A 21,352-nucleotide genomic window follows, 5' to 3' on the forward strand; every position below is an offset into this window, starting at 1 on the left:
ATGACGTTCATTTAATTTGAAACTATCTCACCCGTGAGGCATATCGCTCTCACCGGCGGCACACACCGCCTCACACCCAAGCAACCTTAAAGGAATACTCAAATGCAAACCGCCCTGACCCCCACCCTCTTTCTGAGCTTCGCTGCATTTCTTACTGCCGCGCTGCTTCTGATCTAAGCCACTACTCAAACCTCCAAGGATATCACCATGACCAACTATCTGACCCCGATCTTCTTTCTGTCGATCACGGCCTTCTGCGCCCTCGCCCTGCTGTCCATCTAAGGAAATCCACCATGAGCCACGCCCTTACCGCCATCGCCTTCCTGTCGTTCGCCGCCTTCGCGACCGTTGCCCTGTACATTATCTGAACCGGTCCCATCACGAATAAGGTTCCGCGTACAACAGGGGAGACAGCCGATGCGCACCGCACCGCTGCCACGATACAAAACCAAACGGACGGAAGATCGCTCTTCCGTCCGTTTTCCATTTTGCGTGTTATGTAACGGGTTCAGACGTCGCGCCCCGACCGGTCCCGCTCCTTGTCCAGCTGTTCTTCGATCGCCTTCTTGCAGGCGATCGGATCGGCCATCGGCCCGAAGGTCGTCGTCGAAGACCCCGTCCCGGTGATGGTCACATTGCCGAAATTCAGCAGTCGCCCGATCAGACTCTGATAGACGTGAATCGACTCGACCTTGGACAGGCGCTGTTCGCTGGTCGTCCGGCTTAAGAGCCCGAATTTCGACAGCACCCGGCGGTCGGTCAGCACAAAGTCGGAATTGAAATAATAGACGATCGCGCTGAGAAAACTCAGCCCGAAAATCAGACAGAAAACGGCGATACTGATCAGGATCGGGCTCAGCAGATGCGCCCACGACAGGCTCGACTTACGCGCCAAGGCTGCGGAAATATCGGCCAGCAGTCCCGATCCTAAAAAGAAATAGAAAAAACCCACAAAGATCGCATAGAGCCACAACCGGAAAAACGGTTGCAGAAAGATCGCCCAATGGACCTTGGCGTCATAAAGGATCGGTTCGCCCGCGCTCAGCGCGCTATCGACGTATCTGGCCATATGTTCAGTCCCCCATTAACCCTCTCGACTATAGCTCAAACCGTGCGCGCGTCGAGTCCGCCTGTGACCTTGCGTGGCCATAGATAGCCGGTATGGTGATCTATACGCCAGAGACGACACTATGATTACTACCCTTTGCATTGCCGGTTACCGGTCGCTGCGCGATATCCGGCTTGAACTCGACCCCATCAATATCGTCACCGGACCGAACGGTTCGGGCAAGTCGAGCCTGTACCGGTCGTTGCGCCTGCTGGCCGACGTCGCCAACGGTAATATTATCCGCTCTCTGGCGCTGGAAGGCGGGGTGCAATCCGTCCTGTGGGCCGGATCGCTGGCCTATACCGCGGCCATGAAGCGCGGCGCGCAACGCGTGGTGTCAGGTCAGCAGAAGAAACCGGTCAGCTTGAAGCTCGGCTTCGCGATGGAAGATTTCGGTTACGCCATCGACCTCGGCTACCCGATCGCGGCGGGGACGTCGATGTTCAACTACGATCCGCATATCAAGACCGAAAGCCTGTGGTACGGTCAGGTTTTGCGTCAACGCAACGAAATCGCCTATCGCAACGGTCCGATGGTCAAGGTCCGCGACGCTCACCACACCTGGCAGGTCGTCCTGAGTAATCTCGCCACCTTCGACAGCATGATGACCCACGCCAGCGCTCCGACCGACGCCCGTGAACTGCTCATGGTGCGCGAAGCCATGCGCGACTGGCGCTTCTACGACCACTTCCGCTCGGACCGCGACTCCGGCGCACGGCGGCCGCAGATCGGTACGCACACGCCGGTGCTGGACAGCGACGGACACAATCTGGCCGCCGCCGTGCGCACCATCATCGAAATCGGCGACATCGCGGCGTTCAGTACGGCGCTTGACGATGCCTTTCCAGGGGCTTCGGTCGATATCCGTGAGGACGGTGGCTATTTCGAGCTCTACATGACTCAGGCCGGGCTGTTTCGGCCTCTGCGCGCGGCGGAACTGTCCGACGGCACCCTACGGTATCTGCTGCTGATCGCCGCCCTGCTGTCGCCCCGGCCCCCGGCCCTGATGGTGCTCAACGAACCGGAAATGAGCCTGCATCCGGACCTGTTGCCGGCGCTTGGGCGGCTGATCGCGGCCTCATCGAAACGCAGCCAGATCATTGTCGTCTCTCACGCGCCGGAATTGGTCGCCGCCATCGAGTCGGCGGCTCAAGCCAAGCGCATCGAGCTTTACAAGGAAGACGGCGAGACCCTGATTGCCGACCGTGACGAACCGCCGTGGGAATGGCCGTCGCGGTAACAGAAAAGCCCGCACGGCGGACCGCACGGGCTGATTTGCAAACTGCCTTTATGTCTTAGCCCGGCGAAACCATGTTTTCCGGGCGGACGAACTGATCGAACTCCTCGTTGGTCAGGTAACCGCCGCCGACGGCCTCCTCGCGCAGCGTCGTGCCGTTCTTGTGCGCGGTCTTGGCGATCTTGGCGCAGGCATCGTAGCCCAGACGACCGTTCAGCGCCGTGACCAGCATCAGCGAGTTTTCGACGCCCTTGCGGATATTGTCGATGCGCGGCTCGATACCCACCACGCAGTTGTCGGTGAAGGACACCGCCGCATCGGCCAGCAAACGCACCGATTGCAGGAAGTTATAGGCCATGACCGGGTTGAAGACGTTCAGCTCGAAATGACCTTGGCTCCCAGCGAAGGTCAGGGCGGCGTGGTTGCCGAACACCTGCACGCAGACCTGAGTCAGGGCCTCGCACTGCGTCGGATTGACCTTGCCCGGCATGATCGACGAGCCCGGCTCGTTTTCCGGCAGGGCCAGTTCGCCCAGACCCGCGCGCGGGCCGGAACCGAGGAAGCGGATGTCGTTGGCGATCTTGAACAGCGACGCGGCGACCGTATTGATGGCGCCGTGCGAGAAGACCATCGCATCGTGCGCGGCCAGCGCTTCGAACTTGTTCGGCGCCGTGGTGAAACCGAGGCCGGTGATGGCGGCGATCTTTTCGGCCACGCCTTCGGCAAAGCCGATCGGGGCATTGAGGCCGGTGCCGACGGCGGTGCCGCCCTGGGCCAGTTGCATCAGTTTCGGCAGGGTCTGCTCGATGCGCTCGATGCCGTTGGTCAGTTGTTGCGTATACCCCGAAAACTCCTGACCGAGCGTCAGGGGCGTGGCGTCCTGCGTGTGGGTGCGACCGATCTTGATGATCGTCTTCCACGCCTCGGCCTTGTCGTTCAGGGCGTTGCGCAGGGTTTGCAGCGCCGGCAGCAGGCGGTGCGAGATTTCCTCGGCGCAGGCCACGTGCATGGCGGTCGGATAGGTGTCGTTCGACGACTGCGACATGTTGACGTGGTCGTTGGGGTGAACGGGCTTTTTGGTGCCCATCTCGCCGCCGAGGATTTCAATCGCGCGGTTCGAGATGACCTCGTTGGCGTTCATGTTCGACTGCGTGCCCGAGCCCGTCTGCCACACGACCAGCGGGAAGTGCGCGTCGAGCTTGCCTTCGATGACTTCGTTGGCGGCCTGAACGATGGCGTTGGTCAGGGTCGCGTCGAGCTTACCCAGGGCGTGGTTGGTTTCCGCCGCCGCGCGTTTCACGATGCCGAGCGCCCGCACGATCGGCAGGGGCTGCTTTTCCCAGCCGATCTTGAAATTGCCGAGCGAGCGCTGGGCCTGCGCGCCCCAATAGACGCTGTTCTCGACTTCGATGGGGCCGAAGGTATCGGATTCGGTACGGGTAGTTTTGCTCATGACTGGGGGCTCCACGCTAGCGGGGGTGTCCACCACCGGCGCGACCGCCGGAGTCTTATCGGCCTTTTGGGACTTCGATTTTTTCTTACCGAACAACCAGCCGAACATGGAAACACCCCTCCTGAATTTCACCGTGGTTCAGTGGAACATTTGACCGGAAAGTGCAACGGTTTTTACATCTAAGCCCTTACATCCTCCCCTGTAGCGTAGCGTACGGGGGAGGTGTCGCGGCGAAGTCCGCGACGGAGGGGGCCTTGCGATGGCTCCTGTTAAGTGCCCTCGCGGTCATTCGGCGAAGGATTATTGATTGCCACCAAACGTTTTCCCTCTGACCACATCGCACATAGCAGCGCTATCAGCGTTGGTGCCGTTGTGCCATTCTAGATAATACCCATAATTTTATACTGGCACTGCTTATAACAACCGTGTCATTTAAGAAAATGCAACTTTGGAGAAAACGATGGCCAGCATACCTCAGACATACACCATTTCTGATTTTCTCGACTGGCATCGTCAAAAGCAATTGATTTTGGAGCCAAAATTTCAACGCGGCTCTGTTTGGACGCCACAGGCTCAAACATTTCTGATTGACACAATACTTCGCAAATTTCCAATTCCCTCAATCTATCTGAGGACACGCATCAATCCGACCACACAAGGCTCAATACGAGAAGTAGTAGATGGTCAGCAGCGCCTGCGAGCTATAATTGGGTTTGCCTCAAACGAGCTTCGGCTAAGTCAGCGCACGCCAGAAATTGGTGGAATGCGGTACAATGATCTGGATGACCAGGTGAAGGCTGATTTTCTTTCATATGGCATAACCACAGTCCAACTCATTAACGCTTCTGACGCGGATGTGCTGGAGGTTTTTGCTCGGTTGAACTCGTACAGCGTCAAAGTCACACCAGCAGAGTTGCGCCATGCCAAGTTCGATGAACCAGTCAAATGGGCCATTTGGAACACAACGCGAAAATGGGGGGTTCTGTGGGATGAATATCATGTGGTTTCAATTAGAGACAGTGTTCGGCTCAAAAACACAACGCTGATCGCGGAAATGTACATGGCCATGAAGGATGGTATAGGTGACGGTGGCGAGGACAAAGTGACCAGCTTTTACACCTCCCATAAAAAGCTATCAGATGATGATCTTGAACCAATAACCACTCAAATAAATACAACTATCTCAGAGGCAGTTGAATGGTTTGGCACTTTATTAGCCAAAACAACTTTTTTTGATGCCCCGAATTTCTTAATGCTAGTAACCGCTATAGCTTTTGTAAAAGGTATTATGCCCGTTTCGGCGGTATCTGAAAGCGTCAAAGAGGTTCGTGGTGTGGGAGTTAATTTGGATAAAGCGCGTGAGCAGCTTGGCCTTCTAAGCGCCGCAGTGGAAAACGAGGACGTAACTGGGGCGTATTCCGAATTCGTTTTAGCCACTAAAAGTTCGACGCAGCGCGTAAGTTCAAGAAAGGTCAGATTTGCCAATATAGCAAGAGCACTCGCCCGATAATGCTAATACCACTTACGTCGACACTTGAGAAACGTGTAGATGCATTGGCGCTGGAAGCTGGTGATCTATTCAGCTCGCCGCTAACGCCAGCAACACGCAGACAAGCTGAACATTTGGCATTTCAGCTACAAACAACTTGGGAGTTGTATGTTAGAAATTTTGTACTGATATCAGCTTCAGGTCACGGCAGTGACCGAAGTGGCATCGTAGCGTCTAGCCTCCCGTTTAGATATCGCTCCCGTGAGGCGGCGGGGCACTACCTCATTTCTTTGTACAGAAGACGACCGTATGAGCCAGATTGGTATAAGCCGATTGATGCAATTCAAGCTGCCAACCTTTTGAGAATTGGCAATTTCGCAAAATTTGCCAGCGCAGTGGGGTCGACGCCTTGGTTACTAGATGAATTGCGGCTTACACGAAATTTCTTTGCGCATAAATCTAAGAGGTCAGCGTTGCAACTCCGTGCTTTGGGTTGGTTTGCAAGTAGTGACAAAATTTCGGTAGAAACCACAATGACGCCGTACGTAGCAGGCGGGGTTCGCAGATTTGATTCTTGGTGTACTTCGATCAAAGCAGTTGCGAACGGAATGATATAGCTAAATACCGTCCACACCAGATACTTCAGCCGCGCGCCGTAAAAGCGCTAATGTCTCCAAAGGGCCATAACAGGTAATTTCACGTAAGTTATCCCCGCCCACTCAACTCCGTGCATCCTATCCGCATGGCATTGGATGCGCGCACCCCTGAAGAAAAACTGAGCCCGGAGGCACGGCGCGGACATTTGCGCGCCTTTGCCGACCGGATGCTGCTCAGGACCGTGGCGCTGGACGATCCCCAAGACCTCTCCGGCGTCGAGCGCGCCGTGCGCGTGGTCGCTGTCATCGAGCGCATCTACAGCCGCTGCGACCGCGACGAAGGGCAGGCCCCCGATCCGCACAAGCTGCAAACCGAACGCGCCCGCCATCAGGCCGAGGCCGTCAAGGCCCGCGTGAATCTGGCCGGGATACTGGAGTGGGGCGACAAGCGCCAAAAGGCTTTGGGGTCGTGGTGGGACGCTGCCGGAACGACGGTCGAGGCACCGGTCAAGGCGGAAACGCCGGTGGCGGTGCGCGCGACTGAGGCGGTGGTTGCGGTGAAAGCGGCTGAGCCCAAGGTGGCGGATGAGAGTCCGAAGACCTTGCCGGGGCTGACGCCTGCGGTTGATGCGAGTTATGTCGATTATACAGATGCGATCCTCAAGGCGCGGTCCGCGTTGGGACTGCGCGACGTGTCGGTGTCGGAGATCGCGGACACTGAGAAAAGGCCCCCACCACCCCGAGCCTGACGGCTCGCGGTCCCCGGCACCGGCCGCCCGGCTCCTCGCGTGGCGGGGAGGTATTAGAAAGCTCTCTTGCCCTGATACCCCGTAGGGGCGAGGGGATTAATCGGCGATAAACCCGCCCGTTTGTCTGGCCCAGAGGCGCGCGTACAATCCACCCTGCGCCAGCAGTTCCGCGTGTGTGCCGGTTTCGATGATGCGCCCCTTGTCCATCACCACCAGCCGGTCCATCCGCGCGATGGTCGATAAGCGGTGCGCGATGGCGATGACCGTCTTGCCCTGCATCAGGTCGAGCAGGCTTTCCTGAATCGCCGCCTCGACCTCCGAGTCCAAGGCCGAGGTCGCTTCATCGAGCACGAGGATCGGCGCGTCTTTCAGCAGCACCCGCGCGATGGCGATGCGCTGCCGCTGGCCGCCGGAGAGCTTGACCCCGCGTTCGCCGACCTGCGCGTCGAGCCCCTCACCACCCTTGCCGTCGTTGAGGCCGGGGATGAAGCTCCATGCGTGGGCGCGTTCGGCGGCCTCGATGATCTCGGCCTCGGTCGCGTCAGGACGACCATAGGCGATATTGTCGCGGATCGAGCGGTGCAGCAGGGAATTGTCCTGCGTCACCATGCCGATGCGGGCGCGCAGGGATTCCTGACCGACCTGTGCGATGTCCTGACCGTCGATGGTGATGCGCCCGCTGCTCAGGTCGTAGAGCCTGAGGAACACGTTGACGAGGGTCGATTTCCCCGCCCCCGAAGGCCCGACGACGCCGATCTTCTCGCCGGGTTTCAGCGTCAGGTCGATACCGTCGAGCGCGACCGGCCCGCCTTCGCCCGCGCCGTAATGGAAGCGCACGTCGTCGAAGCGGACCTCGCCGTCGCTCACCGTGAGGTCGCGGGCATCCGGCGCATCGGTAACGCTGTGCGGACGGGCGATGGTCTCCATGCCGTTCTGCACCGTGCCGATATTCTCGAACAGGCCGGTGATCTGGAACATGATCCAGCCCGACATGTTGAGCAGCCGGTTGGTCAGGGCCGCGATCATGGCAATCGCACCCACCGTGATGGCGCTGATCCCCCACAGCCAGATGGCCAGCCCGCCCATGCCGATCAGAAGCGCCGCATTGATCACGGCGACATAGGCTTCGAGCGACGAGATCAGCCGCTGCTGGACCTGCCAGGCGCTATTGTTGATACGCAGGCCTTCGCGGACATAGTCGTCCTCGAACTGCGTATTGGCGAACAGCTTGACGGTCTGGATATTGGTATAGCTGTCGACCGTCCGGCCCACAAGCGAGGAACGCGCTTCGGAGCCGGCCTTCGACGCCTCGGCCAGACGCGGGATGAACCACCAGCAACCACCGGCATAGAGCGCGCCCCAGATCGCCAGCGGCCCGATCAGGCGCAGGTCGGCCTCAATGAAGAGATAAAGGGCGCTGACCACATAGACGACCAGATAGAGGAAGGTATCGAACAGGCTGGTCAGGGTGTTGCGCAGGGCGCCCGCCGTGTCGATGACCTTCGAGGCCACCCGCCCGGCATAGTCGTTGCTGAAGAAGCTTAAGGATTGCCGCACGACGTGGCGGTGCGACTGCCAGCGGATCAGCGAGGAGAAGTTCGACTCGACCGCCTGACGCAGGATCAGCGAGTGGAACATGATGGTCAGCGGCCACGCCAGCCCCAGCACCAGCAGCATGCGCACGAAGTCCGGTCCGTGCCGCGTCCACAGGTCGGCGGGCTTGGCCGTGGTCAGGATGTCGATGACCTCGGCGATGTAGCGAAAGACCATGACTTCGGTCAGGGTGGCGAAGAACCCGGCAAGGATCAGGACGATGAACACCGGCCACGCCTGAACGATAAAGCGCCAGTAGAACCGCCAAAGGCTATCGGGCGGCGTCCCCTCATTATAGGAGCGGAACGGGTCGATCAGGGCTTCGAAGCGGCGGAACAGGAATTTCATGGGATTGTCTTAGCGCTCGGCGGGTCAGGCCGTGTCAGTAGCGCAAACCGCCGGGTCGTGCCATGCTGCGGCAAAGAAAAGGGAGGCACCATGCCCAATTCGTTGCTTATACTGTGGCCGGTCGGCGCTCTGGCGGCCCTGACCTTCGTCATGCTAACGGGAATCCTGATCAGCCGCATCGGGGCCGTGCGCAAGCGACAGGTCTCGCCGCGCGACTTCGCTCTGGGGGAATCGAAGCGCGTGCCCGCACGCCTGACCCAGATCAGCCGCAACTATGCCAGCCTGCTGGAACTACCGGTGCTGTTCTATGTGGTTTGTCTGCTGATGATTGTGACGAAGACGGTGTCGGACGTGCAGTTGGTGCTGGCGTGGCTGTTCGTGGCGTTCCGGGCCGCGCATACTATCATCCATGTGACGATCAACCATATACTGCTGCGGTTGTTCGCCTTTGCCAGTTCGGTGACGGTGCTGGTGGTGATGTGGGTGCTTTTTTTCGTCAGAGTGAGCGCGATCGGATAAGCCGGAGGGAGCGGAAATATCGGCGTTGTACCCCTCCGTCACGCCCTCGCTTAGGCTCGGTCGCGCCACCTCCCCACTGCGTAGGGAGGAGGGAGCGTGAGGGGGACGTTATATGTACGCCCTCCTCCCTATCGAGCCTAAGCGAAGATGGGGAGGTGGATCGGCGCGTGAGCGACGAGACGGAGGGGTAATCCCCAAGCCAACAAAAAGCGCGGACGTTGCCGCCCGCGCCTTTAAAACGATCTTTGAAAACCAGCTTACTTCTTGAACAGCCAGTCGAAGAAGCCCTTCTTCTTGACTTCGGTCTGAGCCTTGCGGACCTCCGCCTGAACCTTTTCCGCCTCGACCTGAGCCTTAGACACCGCCTCTTCGACGGCTTCCTTGGCGTCGGCCAGAACCGGCTTGGCCTTCTCGACGGCTTCGTCGATCTTCACCTTGGCCGCCGCGGCGACATCCTCGACCTTGGCTTTCGCTTCGGCGATCTTCGGCTTCGCGGCCTCGACGGCGTCTTCGATCTTGTCCTTAGCCGTATCAACCGCCGTGTCGAGCTTGGCCTTGGCGTCAGCAACGATCGGCTTGGCCGCTTCGGCCGCGTCTTCGATCTTGTCTTTCGCGACGCCCACGGCGGCCTCGGCCTGAGCCTTGGCCTTTTCCAGCACAGGCTTGGCTTTCTTCACGGCCTTGTCGACCTCGGCCTGAGCGGCGTCGATGGCCTTGGCAGCCTGAGTCTTGGCCTTGGCGACGGCGGGGGCGGCAGCGGCCTTGACCTTGGTCGCCTTGGTGGTCGCGGCGGCAGCCTTCTTGGCCTGGGTCTCGACGGTCTTTTCGACCTGCTCGACCTTGGCCTTGGCGACCTTGGTGGCCTTGTCGATCTTGGCGGTCACGGTCTTGGTCGCGGCCTCGGCCTTCTTGGTCGCGGCGGATGCCGACTTGACGGCCTTCTTGGCGGTCGCCTCGGCTGCCGCTACGGTCTTCTCAGCGGTTGCCTTGACCACCGGCGCCTTGCGCGCAATCGTCTTTTTCACCCCGGCATCGGCCGGAATCTCGCTCACCGCCGCCTTGATCGTCTTTTTTTCCGTCGCCATCACTTACTTTCCCATTGGCGTAGGGCTACCCTTACGCGTAAAGACCGTTTGAAATTTTTTCGTCACATCGAATCGGACGTTTCGTATAGCCGTCATGACTTATAATCCACAACAAATCATAGCAAAAGGCCCTCGCCAAGTGGCGGAAACCGCTGCCGAGGCCATCGACGGCGACGCGTGGCTGGAAGGGGCGACCTATTCGATCCTCGAAGAGGACGAAGACCGCAATATCTGGCGCATCGACGCCTTCCCGACGACCGAGGAAGAAGATCAGCGTTTACAGGAACTTCTGGGCGAATATCCGGAACTGACGGTCACGGCGGATCAACTGGCTGATGCCGACTGGCTGGCCATGGCGCTGTCGGGCCTGCCGCCGGTGCGCGCCGGTAGATTCTTCGTGTACGGCATTCACGACCGCGGCAAAAAGCCCCTCAACGCCGTCAATCTGCGCATCGAAGCCGGCGCGGCCTTCGGGACCGGCCACCACGGGACGACCGTCGGCTGCCTGTGGGCCTATAACGACCTGCTGAAAAAGCAGCGCTTCGAGCGCGTGCTGGATGTCGGCGCAGGCACCGGCGTTCTGGCCATCGCCGCCGCCAAGACCGGCACGAAATTCGCCGTCGGCACCGATATCGACGCCATTTCCGTCCGCATTTCCAACGAGAATGCCAAGCTAAACTCGGCGCCGGCGCGGTTTGTCTGGGCCAACGGTCTGAACCACAAGGATGTCCGCAAGGATGCGCCTTACGATCTGGTCTTTGCCAATATTCTCGCCCGCCCGCTGGTTGGTTTGTCGCAGTCGATCAAGACCGCGCTCAAGCCCGGCGGCACGGTGATCCTGTCGGGGCTTTTGCGCACGCAGGAGCGTTTTGTGAAGGCAGCCTATCTGTCGAAGGGCTTCCGCGTCGTGCGTCGCATCCACCGCGACGCCTGGTGCACGCTGGTGCTGGTGCGCGGCGGGTAAGCTTTCCCGATTACTTTTTTGCAGGCTTCGGCTTAGGCTTCGCGGCTTAAACCGGAGCCTTTTAAATGAGCGACACCCATCTGACCGAACTGGAACGACTGGCCGCGCTGCGCCGCGACGGGGCGCTGACCGAAGACGAGTTCCAGCGCGAGAAAGCCCGCCTGCTGCACGACGGCCTCCCACCGGTCAGGCCTGCGCCGGAGGTTATTCCCGTACGGCGACGGCGCGGCGGGTTCTTCGGCTTCCTGCTCAGCCTGTTCTTTATCGCCCTGATCCTGATCGCCATCTGGCTCTTCGTCAAAGACCGCGACGCAGATACCCCCATCGCCCCCGATCACGATACGATGTCGGCGGAAACCCCCGCCTCGGTGCCCACCGCAACCGTCACCACCCTGCCGCCGGATCAGCAACTCAGGAAAGCCACCGACGCCGCGTTTAAAGGGCAGACTACCGTCCGTGCCGCCGAAAGCGTCACCTATATGGGCAAACATCTGGTCTCGGCACCTTTCGGCCCGGTCCTGATCAGCGAAGGCACCGTCGACAATGCGGGTCACGTCAGCGCCGGCAAGGTCGCCGTCCATTACCTCAAACCCGAGGGCGATCATTTCGCCGTGACCAAGGCCTTCTTGCCCGCTTTGGAGAGCGGCAGTTTCGGGCAGGTTGCCGGGACGCAGGTGCGCAAGGAGTTCGCCAGCAACCCGACGCTGGAAACCGACGGCGGCGGCACGTGGCAGGGCTATACCTGTTCGTGGCTGACCCTGACCGAACTGACGCCCGAAGGCCCGGTGGCCCGCGCCACGGTGCCGATGGTTTATAGCAACAGCGGCGCGACGGATAAAAACCCGGTCACCATCGAAGGCAAGATTACGAAAATCGTCGCCAATGCCTCGTTCGACGTGACCTATAGCGGCACGCGGTCCTTCGTCGAGCGCTATGTCCGCAAGGGCGATACCTATGTGCTAGACACTGGCAAGGCGTCGGCGATGGAGACGTGTTAACGGCGTTTCTTTTCCCAGCGCTTCTGAGCATAATATAGTGCCATATCGGCGATATCGTGATCGACCGGAAATGGCCCCCCACCTTCGTCGTGATACTGCCCGTCCCAAGGTTCAGGATGACGTTTGTATTGAAAGGCGCGTATGCCTTGCCTTGAACGTCCGCAGACGGTGCAATAGGCGGGCGCTGTTCCCGTATTGATGCGCGACCAGGTATTGGCGCTTACATGCGTGCCACAGCGGGGACAGTGAAAGTTCAGGTGTTGCGCCAGCAGATAGGTTCCTGCCGCGAACATGGGGGCTGATATGAAAATCGTTTCATCTCCCCACCAGAAACGCAGCACGAGATTGAAGATGAAAACCAGCACGAGATATCCCGCACCGAAATAGAAGCTCAGACACGCGGCCAGCCATGTCCCGAAGGCCAGCAATGTCCCCTGCCCTGACGATGCGCCGAGCATCAGCCCAACAGCGATAAGCAACATCGGTAAAATGAAGTGTGTAAAGGCGGAATGCCGACGATTAAACATGTGCCCCCCGAAAACGCGCGTTTGAAACTAAATCACACCCGGTTATATAGGAGCAAGCATTTTACGAGGCCCCGCCATGACCGCCGATACCGCGCACACCTTTCAGACCTATCACGTCACCACCACCCCCGCGCAGGGCGTGACGAACGTGGCGGCGTTACGGGCGCAGTTGAAGGCTCTCGGGCTCGACGGCCTGATCGTCCCGCACGAGGACGAGCATCAGAACGAATACCTGCCTGATGCCAATGAGCGTCTGGCCTGGGTGTCGGGCTTTACCGGTTCGGCGGGTGCGGCAGTGGTCATGAAAGATTCCGCCACCCTGTTCGCCGACGGCCGCTATACCCTGCAATCGCGCGAACAGACCGATCCGTCGGTGTTCAGCGTCGTCGACTTCACCGCCACGGCCATAGCCGACTATATCGCGGACCTGCCGTCGGACACAGTGCTCGGCTACGATCCGGCCCTGCACAGCCCCAGCGCGCTGCGTGACTTTGAAGCCGCCGCAGCCCTGTCCGGCGTCACGCTGAAAGCCGTCGCGCCCAATCCCATCGATCTGGCGTGGACCCACCGTCCGGCCCAGCCGATGGCATCCGTTGTGCCGCAGCCGTTGGAAAATGCCGGACTGTCGAGCGCCGACAAGCGCGCGGACCTCGCCGCACAGCTCAAGGCGCAGGGCATCAAGGCGGCGCTGATCACCGCTCCGTCCTCGATCGCGTGGCTGTTCAACGTGCGCGGCGGCGACGTCATCCGCTCGCCCCTGCCGCTCGGTCAGGCGATCCTGCGCGACGACGGCTCGGCGGAGTTGTTCCTCGAACCCGCCAAGGTCACCGAAGGCCTGAGCGAGTGGCTCGGCAACGAAGTCACCCTGCTGACGCCCGCCGATATCCCGGCCTCGCTCGGCGCGTTGAGCGGTCAGGCGGTTCTGATCGATCCCAACCTGTCCTCGGCCTATTGGCTCAACGCATTGAAAAGCGCTGGCGCGAAGCCTGTCCCCGGCGACGATCCGTGCCTTGTCCCGCGCGCCTGCAAGAACGCGGCGGAAATCAGCGGCACGACCGAAGCCCACATTCGCGACGGCGCGATCCTCTGTGAATTCCTTTACTGGGTCGCCACCGAAGCCCAAACCACCCTGCCCTCGGAAATCGAGGTGGCGCAGAAACTGGAATCCCTGCGCATCGCGTCCGGTGTGGTGAAGGATCTCAGCTTCGACACCATTTCCGGCTTCGGGCCGCACGGCGCCCTGCCCCACTACCGTGTCAACGAGACGAGCAATATCCGCATCGCGCCTGGCAATCTGCTGCTGGTCGATTCCGGCGGACAGTATGTCGACGGCACGACCGATGTGACCCGGACTATGGCCATCGGAACACCCACCGCCGAACACAAACGCATGTTCACGCTGGTCCTCAAGGGTCATATCGCTCTGGCCACGATCCGCTTCCCCGCAGGTACGACCGGCACGCACCTCGACGTGCTGGCGCGGCAGTTCCTGTGGAATCAGGGCTTCGATTACGATCACGGCACCGGACACGGCGTCGGCGTCTATCTCGGCGTCCACGAAGGCCCGCAACGCATCGCCAAGGCGCTCAACCGCTACGCCCTGCAACCGGGTATGATCGTCTCGAACGAGCCGGGCTTTTACAAGGCCAACGACTTCGGCATCCGCATCGAGAACCTGCAATATGTAAGCCAAGCCGCGCCGATTGCGGGCGGTGAGCGGCCGATGCTGGGCTTCGCCAACCTGACCTGGGCGCCCATCGACCGCAGCCTGATCGAGGTCGCGCTGCTGACCGAGGCCGAGCGCCGCTATATGGACGACTACCATGCCAAGGTGCTGGACCTGCTCACCCCGCGCGTAAAGCCGGACGTTGCAGAGTGGCTGAAAACCGTTTGCGCGCCACTCTAGGTTAATCTTCGGGTAACGAGCTTATCGCGCGCTTATCTTTGTCACTCCGGTCTCGGACTTACCTCTTATCCCCGACTTCGTAAGGTGAGGTAAGTTCGTAGCGTTCCGGAGGGACATCATGCCTGCCACAGCTCATATCAATGGCGTCTTTCAACCCGCCACCGACCGTTTCGGCGACTTCACCATCGGCCACGTCCCGCACAGCGTCGTGTCGCCGGAACGTGAAGCCCGCCGCGCGGTCAGCCATAACTGGCTTATCGGTACCGGCTTTGTCTTCGGTCTGGTCGCCTTCTTTGGCGCAATCAGTCTGATCGACCGCGCTCTGTTCCCGGAACCTGCCCTGAACGCGCAGGAACAGGCCTATTTCGCGCAAGCTTACGACTAGGGTGATGCGCAAAGCAGTTATTGCCCTGCTGACGATGTCCGCACTGTGCCTGAGCGCCTGCTCGACGCCCTGCGACAGCAATCGCGGTGGTAGTCAGAAACCCGGCACCTGCTGGCCCGGCTATTCGCCGAAGGGTTTGCTTTAATTCCTTCGCCTCTCGGGGGAGAAGGTGGCTGAGCATAGCGAAGCCGGATGAGGGGGCTCTGACAGATTAAGCCCCCTCACCCTGCGCTTCGCGCTTCCCTCTCCCCTTAGGGCGAGGGATTTTTAGCCGATAAACGCCAGCCATTCGTCCTCGGTCATTACCTGAACCCCCAGTTCGGCGGCCTTCTTGAGCTTGGACCCTGCGCCCGGCCCCGCCACCACGATATGCGTCTTGGCCGAGACCGATCCTGCTACCTTGGCCCCCAGACGTTCCGCCTGCGCCTTGGCCTCATCGCGCGTCATCTTCTCCAGCGTTCCCGTAAATACGACCGTCTTGCCCGACACCGAAGAATCCGCCGCGACCACCTCGGCGTCCTGCACCGCGACCTGATCGCGGAAGCGCTCGTAAATCCCCAGATTATAGTCGTTGCCGAAGAACTCTATCAGCGCCGCGACTAGCGACGGCCCGACCTGATCCATATTGGCCAGCGCCTCCTTCGTCGCCTCATCAGCTCCGGCCAGTCCGCGCATGGCTTCATGGAAGGCCACTTCCGAACTATAGGCGCGCGCCAGCAGCCGCGCCGTCGTCTCGCCGACGCCCTTGATGCCCAGCGCCGCGATGAAACGATCCAACGGCAGATTGCGCCGATCCTCGATGGCGGTGAACAGGTTGCGCGCGCTCGTCTCGCCCATGCCTTCGCGGTTGCGCAACGGGGTCAGGGACGTCTTGTCGCGCGCCTCCAGCGTAAAGATGTCTGCCGGTTCGCGGATCAGGCCTTCCTCGCTGAATTTCTGCAACTGCTTTTCCCCCAGCCCCTCGATATCGAGTACCTTACGGCTGACGACGTATTTCAGATATTCGACGCGCTGATGCGGACAGGCATGGTCGCCGGTGCAACGCCGCGCCACGCCTTCCTCGCCCTTGAGGTTGGTTTCGCGCACCACCTCGGTTTTCAGCGGGCAGGGACAGAGGGAGGGAAACGCATAAGGTTCGGCGGTCGCCGGACGCTCAGACAGTTCTACCCCGACGATCTGAGGGATCACATCGCCCGCCCTCTGCACACGGACCAGATCGCCGATGCGCACGTCCTTGCGCGCGATTTCATCGGCATTGTGCAGGGTCACGTTCGACACCACCACGCCACCGACCGTCACCGGCTCCAGCCGCGCCACAGGCGTCAGGGTGCCGATACGGCCGACCTGAATGTCGATAGCCTTGAGGTGGGTCAGGGCCTGTTCGGCGGGGAATTTGTGCGCGATGGCCCAGCGCGGCGACCGCGAGACGAAGCCCAGCCGGCGCTGATAGTCCAGCCGGTCGACCTTATAGACCACGCCGTCGATATCGTAGCCCAGTCCCGAACGGTCGAGCATGATGGCCTCATAGACGGTAATCAGGCCATCAGCATTTTCGACGCAGGCCGAACGCGGATTGACCTGAAAGCCCCAGTCGCGGAATTTGGCGAGAGCTTCGGTTTGTGTAGAGACGAAATTGGGGTCTGATATCTCGCCCCACGTATAGGCAAAGAAACGCAAAGGTCGCGAGGCGGTGATCCTGGCATCCAGTTGCCGCAGCGCGCCGGACGCCGCATTGCGCGGATTGGCGAAGGTCTTGGTCCCCTCCTCCACCGCTTTGGCGTTCATGTCGGCAAAGGCCTGCAAGGGGTAATATACCTCGCCGCGGATCTCGATGCGTTCGGGATGACCAGTGCCGCTGAGGACGTGCGGGATGTCGGCGATGGTGAGGACATTTTCGGTGATGTCCTCGCCCGTGCGACCGTCGCCGCGCGTCGCCGCCCGCGTCAGCTTGCCGTTGACATAGAGGATCGAGCACGACACGCCGTCGATCTTGGGCTCGGCGGCAAAACCCAGCGCCTCGTCTTCGGGCAGACGCAGGAAGCGGCGGATGCTCTTCTCGAAATCGGCCACATCGGCGGCGGCGAAGGCGTTGTCGAGCGACAGCATGGGTACGCCGTGGGTGACCGGCGCGAACTTGGTGCTGATCTCGGCGCCGACCTGCTCGGTCGGGCTCTCGATCGTGCGCAGGTCGGGATAGTCGGCCTCAAGCGCACGCAGTTCGCGTTCCAGCGCGTCGTAATCGGCGTCGCTGAGTTCGGGCGCTTCCTGATTGTAGTAGAGATCGCGGTGGTGCTTGATCTCTGCGGAAAGCTGTTCGTGGCGCGCACGCGCGGTGTCAGGTGTGTCGGTCTGAGTCATTTTTTCAAAGCTCCTCCCCTGATTTCAGGGGAGGTGGATTTTGGCGCGGAGCGGCAAAAGACGGTGGGGTTAATGCCGCCGGTTTAACCCCCCTCCGGCTAAAGCCGGTGTCCCCCCTGATAACAGGGGGGATGCTAAATCTGTTACCCCTTCACCAGCGCAATGGCCGCTGCGCGGGCTTCGGGGGTGATTTCGGCACCGGACAACATCCGCGCCAGTTCTTCAAGCGTCTCGTCCTTCGACAGTTGCACGACGCGCGAGCGCACGCCCTCGCCCGTATCGGCCTTGGACACTTTCAAATGCTGATCGCCGCGCGCCGCCACCTGCGGCGAGTGGGTGACCACGATGACCTGAGACGAGGCCGCCAGCTTGCGCAGACGCAGGCCCACGGCATCGGCAACCGCGCCGCCGACGCCCTGATCGACCTCGTCGAAGATCATGACGGGCCCGCGCGTGTCCTCGCCGCCGCGTGTCGCCAGAGCCGCCTTCAACGCCAAAGCAAAGCGCGCCAGTTCGCCGCCGGACGCAATCGCCGCCATGCCGCCCCAGTCAGCACCCGGATTGGTGCGCACCTCGAAAGCCACGACATCGCCGCCATTCGCTCCGTATTTTTCCGGCTCCAGCGACCGGATGGCGACGCGAAACGCCGCCTTGTCCAGTTTCAGCGGCACCAGTTCGGCCATGACCGCACGGCTCAGTTGCTCGCCCGCTGCCACGCGTTTGGCGCGCAGGGCCTCGACCGCGGCATGGAAAGCCGCTTCCGCCGCCTTGATCTCGGTATGCAGCTTACGCAGTTGCGCGTCGGCGTCCTCGATTTGACCCAGGGACTGCGCCATCTTGGCCCGCGTCGTCGGCAGATCTTCGACCAAGACATTTAGCTTACGCGCCATGGCCCGCAGCGCGAACAGGCGCTCCTCGACCTTATCCAGCTTGCCCGGCTCGACGTCGAGCGCATAGCCCGCCGCGTCGATCAGGGCGATCGCCTCGTCAGCCGCGATCAGGGTGCGGTCGAGCGCTTCGGCGGCCTGAGATAGCGCCGTCAACACGGCATTGCCCTCGGTCGCCCCGGCCTGCTGGGCGCGCGTCCGGGCGTGGTCGAGCGCGCGGAAGGCCTTGGCCAGACGCTGCGATAACTGATCGCCGCCGATGGTCGTCCGCGCCTCGTTGATGTCTTCCAGCGCCCGCTCCGACGCCCCCAGTAGCGAGCGTTCCGAGGCCAGTTGCGCCTCTTCGTCCGGTTGCGGGTTGAGGCGGTCGAGTTCCTGCAAACGCAGGGTCAGTTCCTCGATTTCGGCGGCGGCGTTTTCCGATTGCCGCTTGAGGTCGCGATACTGGTCGCGCAGGCCTTTCAGCGTCCGATAAGCCGCCGAAGTCGCCGCCAGCGCCCCTTCGCACGACCCGTAATTATCGAGCATAGCGCCGTGGGTGCGCGGATCGAGCAGACCGACCGTCTCGTGCTGACCGTGGACCTCCAGAAGGCTGTCGCCCAGCGCCTTGAGTACCGCGACCGACACGGACTGATCGTTGACGAAGGCCTTGGAACGCCCGTCGCGGCTGACCACGCGGCGCAGCAGCAGTGGCTCCCCGGCAGCGAGCGCCAGCCCCTTGTCTTCGAGGAAATCGTAAAGCGGATGGTCAATGCCAAGCTCGAACTCCGCCGTTACCGAGGCCTGCGGCGCGCCATTGCGGATCAGGCCCGCGTCGCCGCGCGCGCCCGTCGCCAAACCCAGCGAATCGAGAATGATGGATTTACCGGCCCCGGTTTCCCCGGTCAGCACCGACAGGCCGGAGCGGACATCGAGGTCCAGCCGGTCGACAAGCACGACGTCCTGAATCGAAAGGCGTGTAAGCATGGAATCCCTGATACCAAAAGGCCTCCGATTTTCATCGAAGGCCATCAGATTACATCGGGTTGATGCGGCTTAGCCAGCTTTTTTTCTCTTTTTGTTCTTTTTTCGCCGGTTTATCGTTGGTGCGTTCCGCGATAGGCAGCGGCTTGATGTCCATCGCCTGACCGCGCTCCTTCATCAGCTTGTAGGCAGCGGCGTACCAGCGATCGCCGGGGTAGTTGTAACCCAGCACGGCGGCGTTGCGATTGGCCTCGTCCGTAATGCCCATCATCAGATTGGCTTCGACCAGACGATACAGGGCTTCCGGTGCGTGGCTGGTGGTCTGATACTTGGTGATCACCGTCTTGAACCGACCGAGCGCCGCCAGCGGCTGATTGTCGGACAGGTAGTAACGCCCGATTTCCATTTCCTTGCCGGCCAGCTGATCGGAGACCATGTCCAGCTTCACCTGCGCGTCGCGGGCATATTCGGTACCCGGATAGCGTTGAACGATCTCGCGCAGATAGGATTGCGCCGTTTCGGTATAGGCCTGATCGCGGCCGACATCGACGATCTGCTCGAAATAGTTGATCGCCCGCATATAGTAGGCATAGGGCGTCAGGGTCGAGCCGGGATAGAGCTTGATGAAACGCTCCGCTGCCGCGGTCGATTCCATGTAGTTGTTCGCCTGATAGTTGGCGTAGATTTCCATGACGATCGAACGGCGCGACCATTCCGAATAGGGGTGCTGGCGTTCGACTTCTTCGAAATAGTCGATGGCCTCGTTCCAGCTCTTCTGGTCGAGGCGCGTCATGCCCATATTGTAAAGCGATTCGACCGGACGCTCTTCGTAGACCAGACGGGTCGCCGGGGCGCGCTTGCCCGCACAGCCCGAAAGCGCGGTCGTTGCGGCCAGTGCGGCAAGCGCGATGAGGCCTGCTTTCTTGAGAGAAGAGGTCGACTTGGAGATGGCCGGCACGGTATATCCTCACTTCATCGGGCGCGATGACCCGACAGGCTTAACGATTTATGGAGGATAGCTCTACAATAGGCATCGGCAAACGCCAACTGCTTTTCGCAAAGCCCCGCTTAGCCCGCCTGTTGCAGCGACGGGGCGCGGGTCACCACGCGGTAGGCCTCCGGCTGCGACAGTAGTTCGCGAACGACGGCATTATTAAGGCCGTGACCGGCGCGAATTCCTTCAAACCTGCCAAGAAGCGGCATGCCCAGGACGTACAGGTCGCCGATGGCGTCGAGCGCCTTGTGACGGACGAATTCGTCGACGAAACGCAGGCCCTCGGCGTTCAGGACGCGGTCGCCGTCGATGACGACGGCATTGTCCATCGACCCGCCACGGGCCAGACCGGCGGCACGAAGAGCCTCGACGCCTTCGATGAAACCGAAGGTACGGGCAGCGGCCAGTTCGGTGCGGAAGCTTTGCTCGGTGACAACCAGATCGACTTCCTGATGACCGATGACGGCGGAGTCGAAGTCGATTTCGAAGTGCATCTCGAAACGGTCGCAGGGCAGCAACGAGGCGCGCTTGTCGCCTTCGATGACCGTGACCGGCTTGAGGATTTCGATGAAGCTTTGCGGCAGGAACTGACGGCGGAAACCGGCCTGATCGAGCAGTTGCACGAAGGGCAGCGACGAGCCGTCCATGATCGGCACTTCCGGGCCGTCCAGTTCGATCTGCGCATTATCGACGCCCAGCGCCGACAGGGCGGCCATCAGGTGTTCGATCGTCGAGACCGACACGCCCGCGGCATTGGTGATGACGGTGCCCAGACGGGTCTGAGTCACAAGGTCGGCACGCGCCGGAACGCGGTTGTCGCGATCGGTGATGTCGGTGCGCACGAAGACGATACCGGCACCGGCCTGGGCCGGGCGCACGGACAAACGCACACGCTGACCGGTGTGCAAACCGACACCGGCGCAGATGGCGGGAACCGCAATCGTATGTTCGTGATGATCAGGCGACATGTACGCAAAACCCAGATAAGAGACGCGGAATCCTTCCGCATGGGTCATCTTATACCCCTGCACGGGGGGTGGGCTCAACTAAACATGAATTACGGTTTGTAACGCTGAAAATAAGGCCAATTAAGGCTTTGCGGCCACAGCATGGTCAAAATCGTTGAGGAATTGTTACCGAATTTACTATGTCCGTTAAACATGAAAAAGCCCGCTGTTTCCAGCGGGCCAGAT

17 protein-coding genes are annotated in these 21,352 nt (G+C 60.8%); 8 read left to right on the forward strand and 9 right to left on the reverse strand.

Annotated elements, in window-relative coordinates; translation table 11 throughout:
* Positions 1-508 precede the first annotated feature (508 nt).
* Positions 509-1,069, reverse strand: coding sequence for a PH domain-containing protein (locus AEYBE204_RS39405; RefSeq protein WP_023461489.1), 561 nt, complete (start codon positions 1,067-1,069; stop codon positions 509-511).
* A gap of 121 nt (positions 1,070-1,190) precedes the next feature.
* Between AEYBE204_RS39405 and AEYBE204_RS26635 the strand changes: the two genes are divergently transcribed.
* Positions 1,191-2,348, forward strand: a complete 1,158-nt coding sequence (locus tag AEYBE204_RS26635) for an AAA family ATPase (RefSeq protein WP_023461490.1) — start codon at positions 1,191-1,193, stop codon at positions 2,346-2,348.
* A gap of 55 nt (positions 2,349-2,403) precedes the next feature.
* On the opposite strand, the gene fumC is transcribed toward AEYBE204_RS26635, so the two are convergent.
* A complete protein-coding gene (gene fumC, locus AEYBE204_RS26640; RefSeq protein WP_031230086.1) occupies positions 2,404-3,798 on the reverse strand; it encodes a class II fumarate hydratase in 1,395 nt (464 codons plus the stop codon).
* A gap of 460 nt (positions 3,799-4,258) precedes the next feature.
* Here fumC and AEYBE204_RS26645 point away from each other — a divergent pair, with 460 nt between their 5' ends.
* The gene (locus AEYBE204_RS26645; protein WP_155908280.1) at positions 4,259-5,308 is read left to right on the forward strand and encodes a DUF262 domain-containing protein; all 1,050 of its coding nucleotides are present in this window, start codon (positions 4,259-4,261) and stop codon (positions 5,306-5,308) included.
* 721 nt (positions 5,309-6,029) lie between these two features.
* On the forward strand, positions 6,030-6,632 hold the full coding sequence (locus AEYBE204_RS26650) for a hypothetical protein (protein WP_155908282.1): 603 nt from the start codon (positions 6,030-6,032) through the stop codon (positions 6,630-6,632).
* A gap of 96 nt (positions 6,633-6,728) precedes the next feature.
* On the opposite strand, the gene AEYBE204_RS26655 is transcribed toward AEYBE204_RS26650, so the two are convergent.
* Complete coding sequence (locus AEYBE204_RS26655) at positions 6,729-8,573, reverse strand: ABC transporter ATP-binding protein (RefSeq protein ID WP_023461494.1); 1,845 nt, start codon at positions 8,571-8,573, stop codon at positions 6,729-6,731.
* A 90-nt stretch (positions 8,574-8,663) separates the two neighbouring features.
* Here AEYBE204_RS26655 and AEYBE204_RS26660 point away from each other — a divergent pair, with 90 nt between their 5' ends.
* On the forward strand, positions 8,664-9,092 hold the full coding sequence (locus AEYBE204_RS26660; RefSeq protein WP_023461495.1) for an MAPEG family protein: 429 nt from the start codon (positions 8,664-8,666) through the stop codon (positions 9,090-9,092).
* Between the two features lie 257 nt (positions 9,093-9,349).
* Here AEYBE204_RS26660 and AEYBE204_RS26665 read toward each other — a convergent pair whose 3' ends face one another.
* The gene (locus AEYBE204_RS26665; RefSeq protein ID WP_023461496.1) at positions 9,350-10,177 is read right to left on the reverse strand and encodes a hypothetical protein; all 828 of its coding nucleotides are present in this window, start codon (positions 10,175-10,177) and stop codon (positions 9,350-9,352) included.
* A gap of 94 nt (positions 10,178-10,271) precedes the next feature.
* Here AEYBE204_RS26665 and AEYBE204_RS26670 point away from each other — a divergent pair, with 94 nt between their 5' ends.
* Together AEYBE204_RS26670 and AEYBE204_RS26675 are read left to right on the forward strand one after the other, a co-directional pair.
* Positions 10,272-11,141 (forward strand): 50S ribosomal protein L11 methyltransferase, encoded by an 870-nt coding sequence (locus AEYBE204_RS26670; RefSeq protein ID WP_031230088.1) that lies wholly within the window; start codon positions 10,272-10,274, stop codon positions 11,139-11,141.
* Positions 11,142-11,206: 65 nt separating this feature from the next.
* Positions 11,207-12,139 carry an SHOCT domain-containing protein gene (locus AEYBE204_RS26675; RefSeq protein ID WP_023461498.1) on the forward strand — a complete coding sequence of 311 codons (933 nt, stop codon included), beginning with the start codon at positions 11,207-11,209 and terminating at the stop codon, positions 12,137-12,139.
* On the opposite strand, the gene AEYBE204_RS26680 is transcribed toward AEYBE204_RS26675, so the two are convergent.
* Positions 12,136-12,666: a hypothetical protein gene (locus AEYBE204_RS26680; RefSeq protein WP_155908284.1), complete on the reverse strand. Its 531-nt coding sequence runs from the start codon at positions 12,664-12,666 to the stop codon at positions 12,136-12,138. The two genes, AEYBE204_RS26675 and AEYBE204_RS26680, sit on opposite strands and share 4 nt — an antisense overlap.
* A 76-nt stretch (positions 12,667-12,742) precedes the next feature.
* Here AEYBE204_RS26680 and AEYBE204_RS26685 point away from each other — a divergent pair, with 76 nt between their 5' ends.
* Both AEYBE204_RS26685 and AEYBE204_RS26690 read left to right on the forward strand, forming a co-directional pair.
* Positions 12,743-14,572 (forward strand): aminopeptidase P family protein, encoded by a 1,830-nt coding sequence (locus tag AEYBE204_RS26685; RefSeq protein WP_023461500.1) that lies wholly within the window; start codon positions 12,743-12,745, stop codon positions 14,570-14,572.
* A 118-nt stretch (positions 14,573-14,690) separates the two neighbouring features.
* Entirely contained in the window at positions 14,691-14,957 is a 267-nt protein-coding gene (locus AEYBE204_RS26690; protein ID WP_023461501.1) for a hypothetical protein, read from the forward strand.
* A 267-nt stretch (positions 14,958-15,224) separates the two neighbouring features.
* On the opposite strand, the gene ligA is transcribed toward AEYBE204_RS26690, so the two are convergent.
* The 4 genes from ligA to lpxC all read right to left on the reverse strand — a co-directional run bounded on the left by ligA (position 15,225) and on the right by lpxC (position 21,127).
* Positions 15,225-17,315 (reverse strand): NAD-dependent DNA ligase LigA, encoded by a 2,091-nt coding sequence (gene ligA, locus AEYBE204_RS26695; RefSeq protein ID WP_023461503.1) that lies wholly within the window; start codon positions 17,313-17,315, stop codon positions 15,225-15,227.
* 143 nt (positions 17,316-17,458) lie between these two features.
* Positions 17,459-19,168, reverse strand: a complete 1,710-nt coding sequence (gene recN / locus AEYBE204_RS26700) for a DNA repair protein RecN (RefSeq protein WP_023461504.1) — start codon at positions 19,166-19,168, stop codon at positions 17,459-17,461.
* A 49-nt stretch (positions 19,169-19,217) separates the two neighbouring features.
* Entirely contained in the window at positions 19,218-20,123 is a 906-nt protein-coding gene (locus AEYBE204_RS26705; RefSeq protein ID WP_023461505.1) for an outer membrane protein assembly factor BamD, read from the reverse strand.
* A 110-nt stretch (positions 20,124-20,233) separates the two neighbouring features.
* Entirely contained in the window at positions 20,234-21,127 is an 894-nt protein-coding gene (gene lpxC / locus AEYBE204_RS26710) for a UDP-3-O-acyl-N-acetylglucosamine deacetylase (protein ID WP_031230090.1), read from the reverse strand.
* Positions 21,128-21,352 lie beyond the last annotated feature (225 nt).

This window comes from Asticcacaulis sp. YBE204 (assembly GCF_000495855.1).
Classification (GTDB): Bacteria; Pseudomonadota; Alphaproteobacteria; order Caulobacterales; family Caulobacteraceae; genus Asticcacaulis.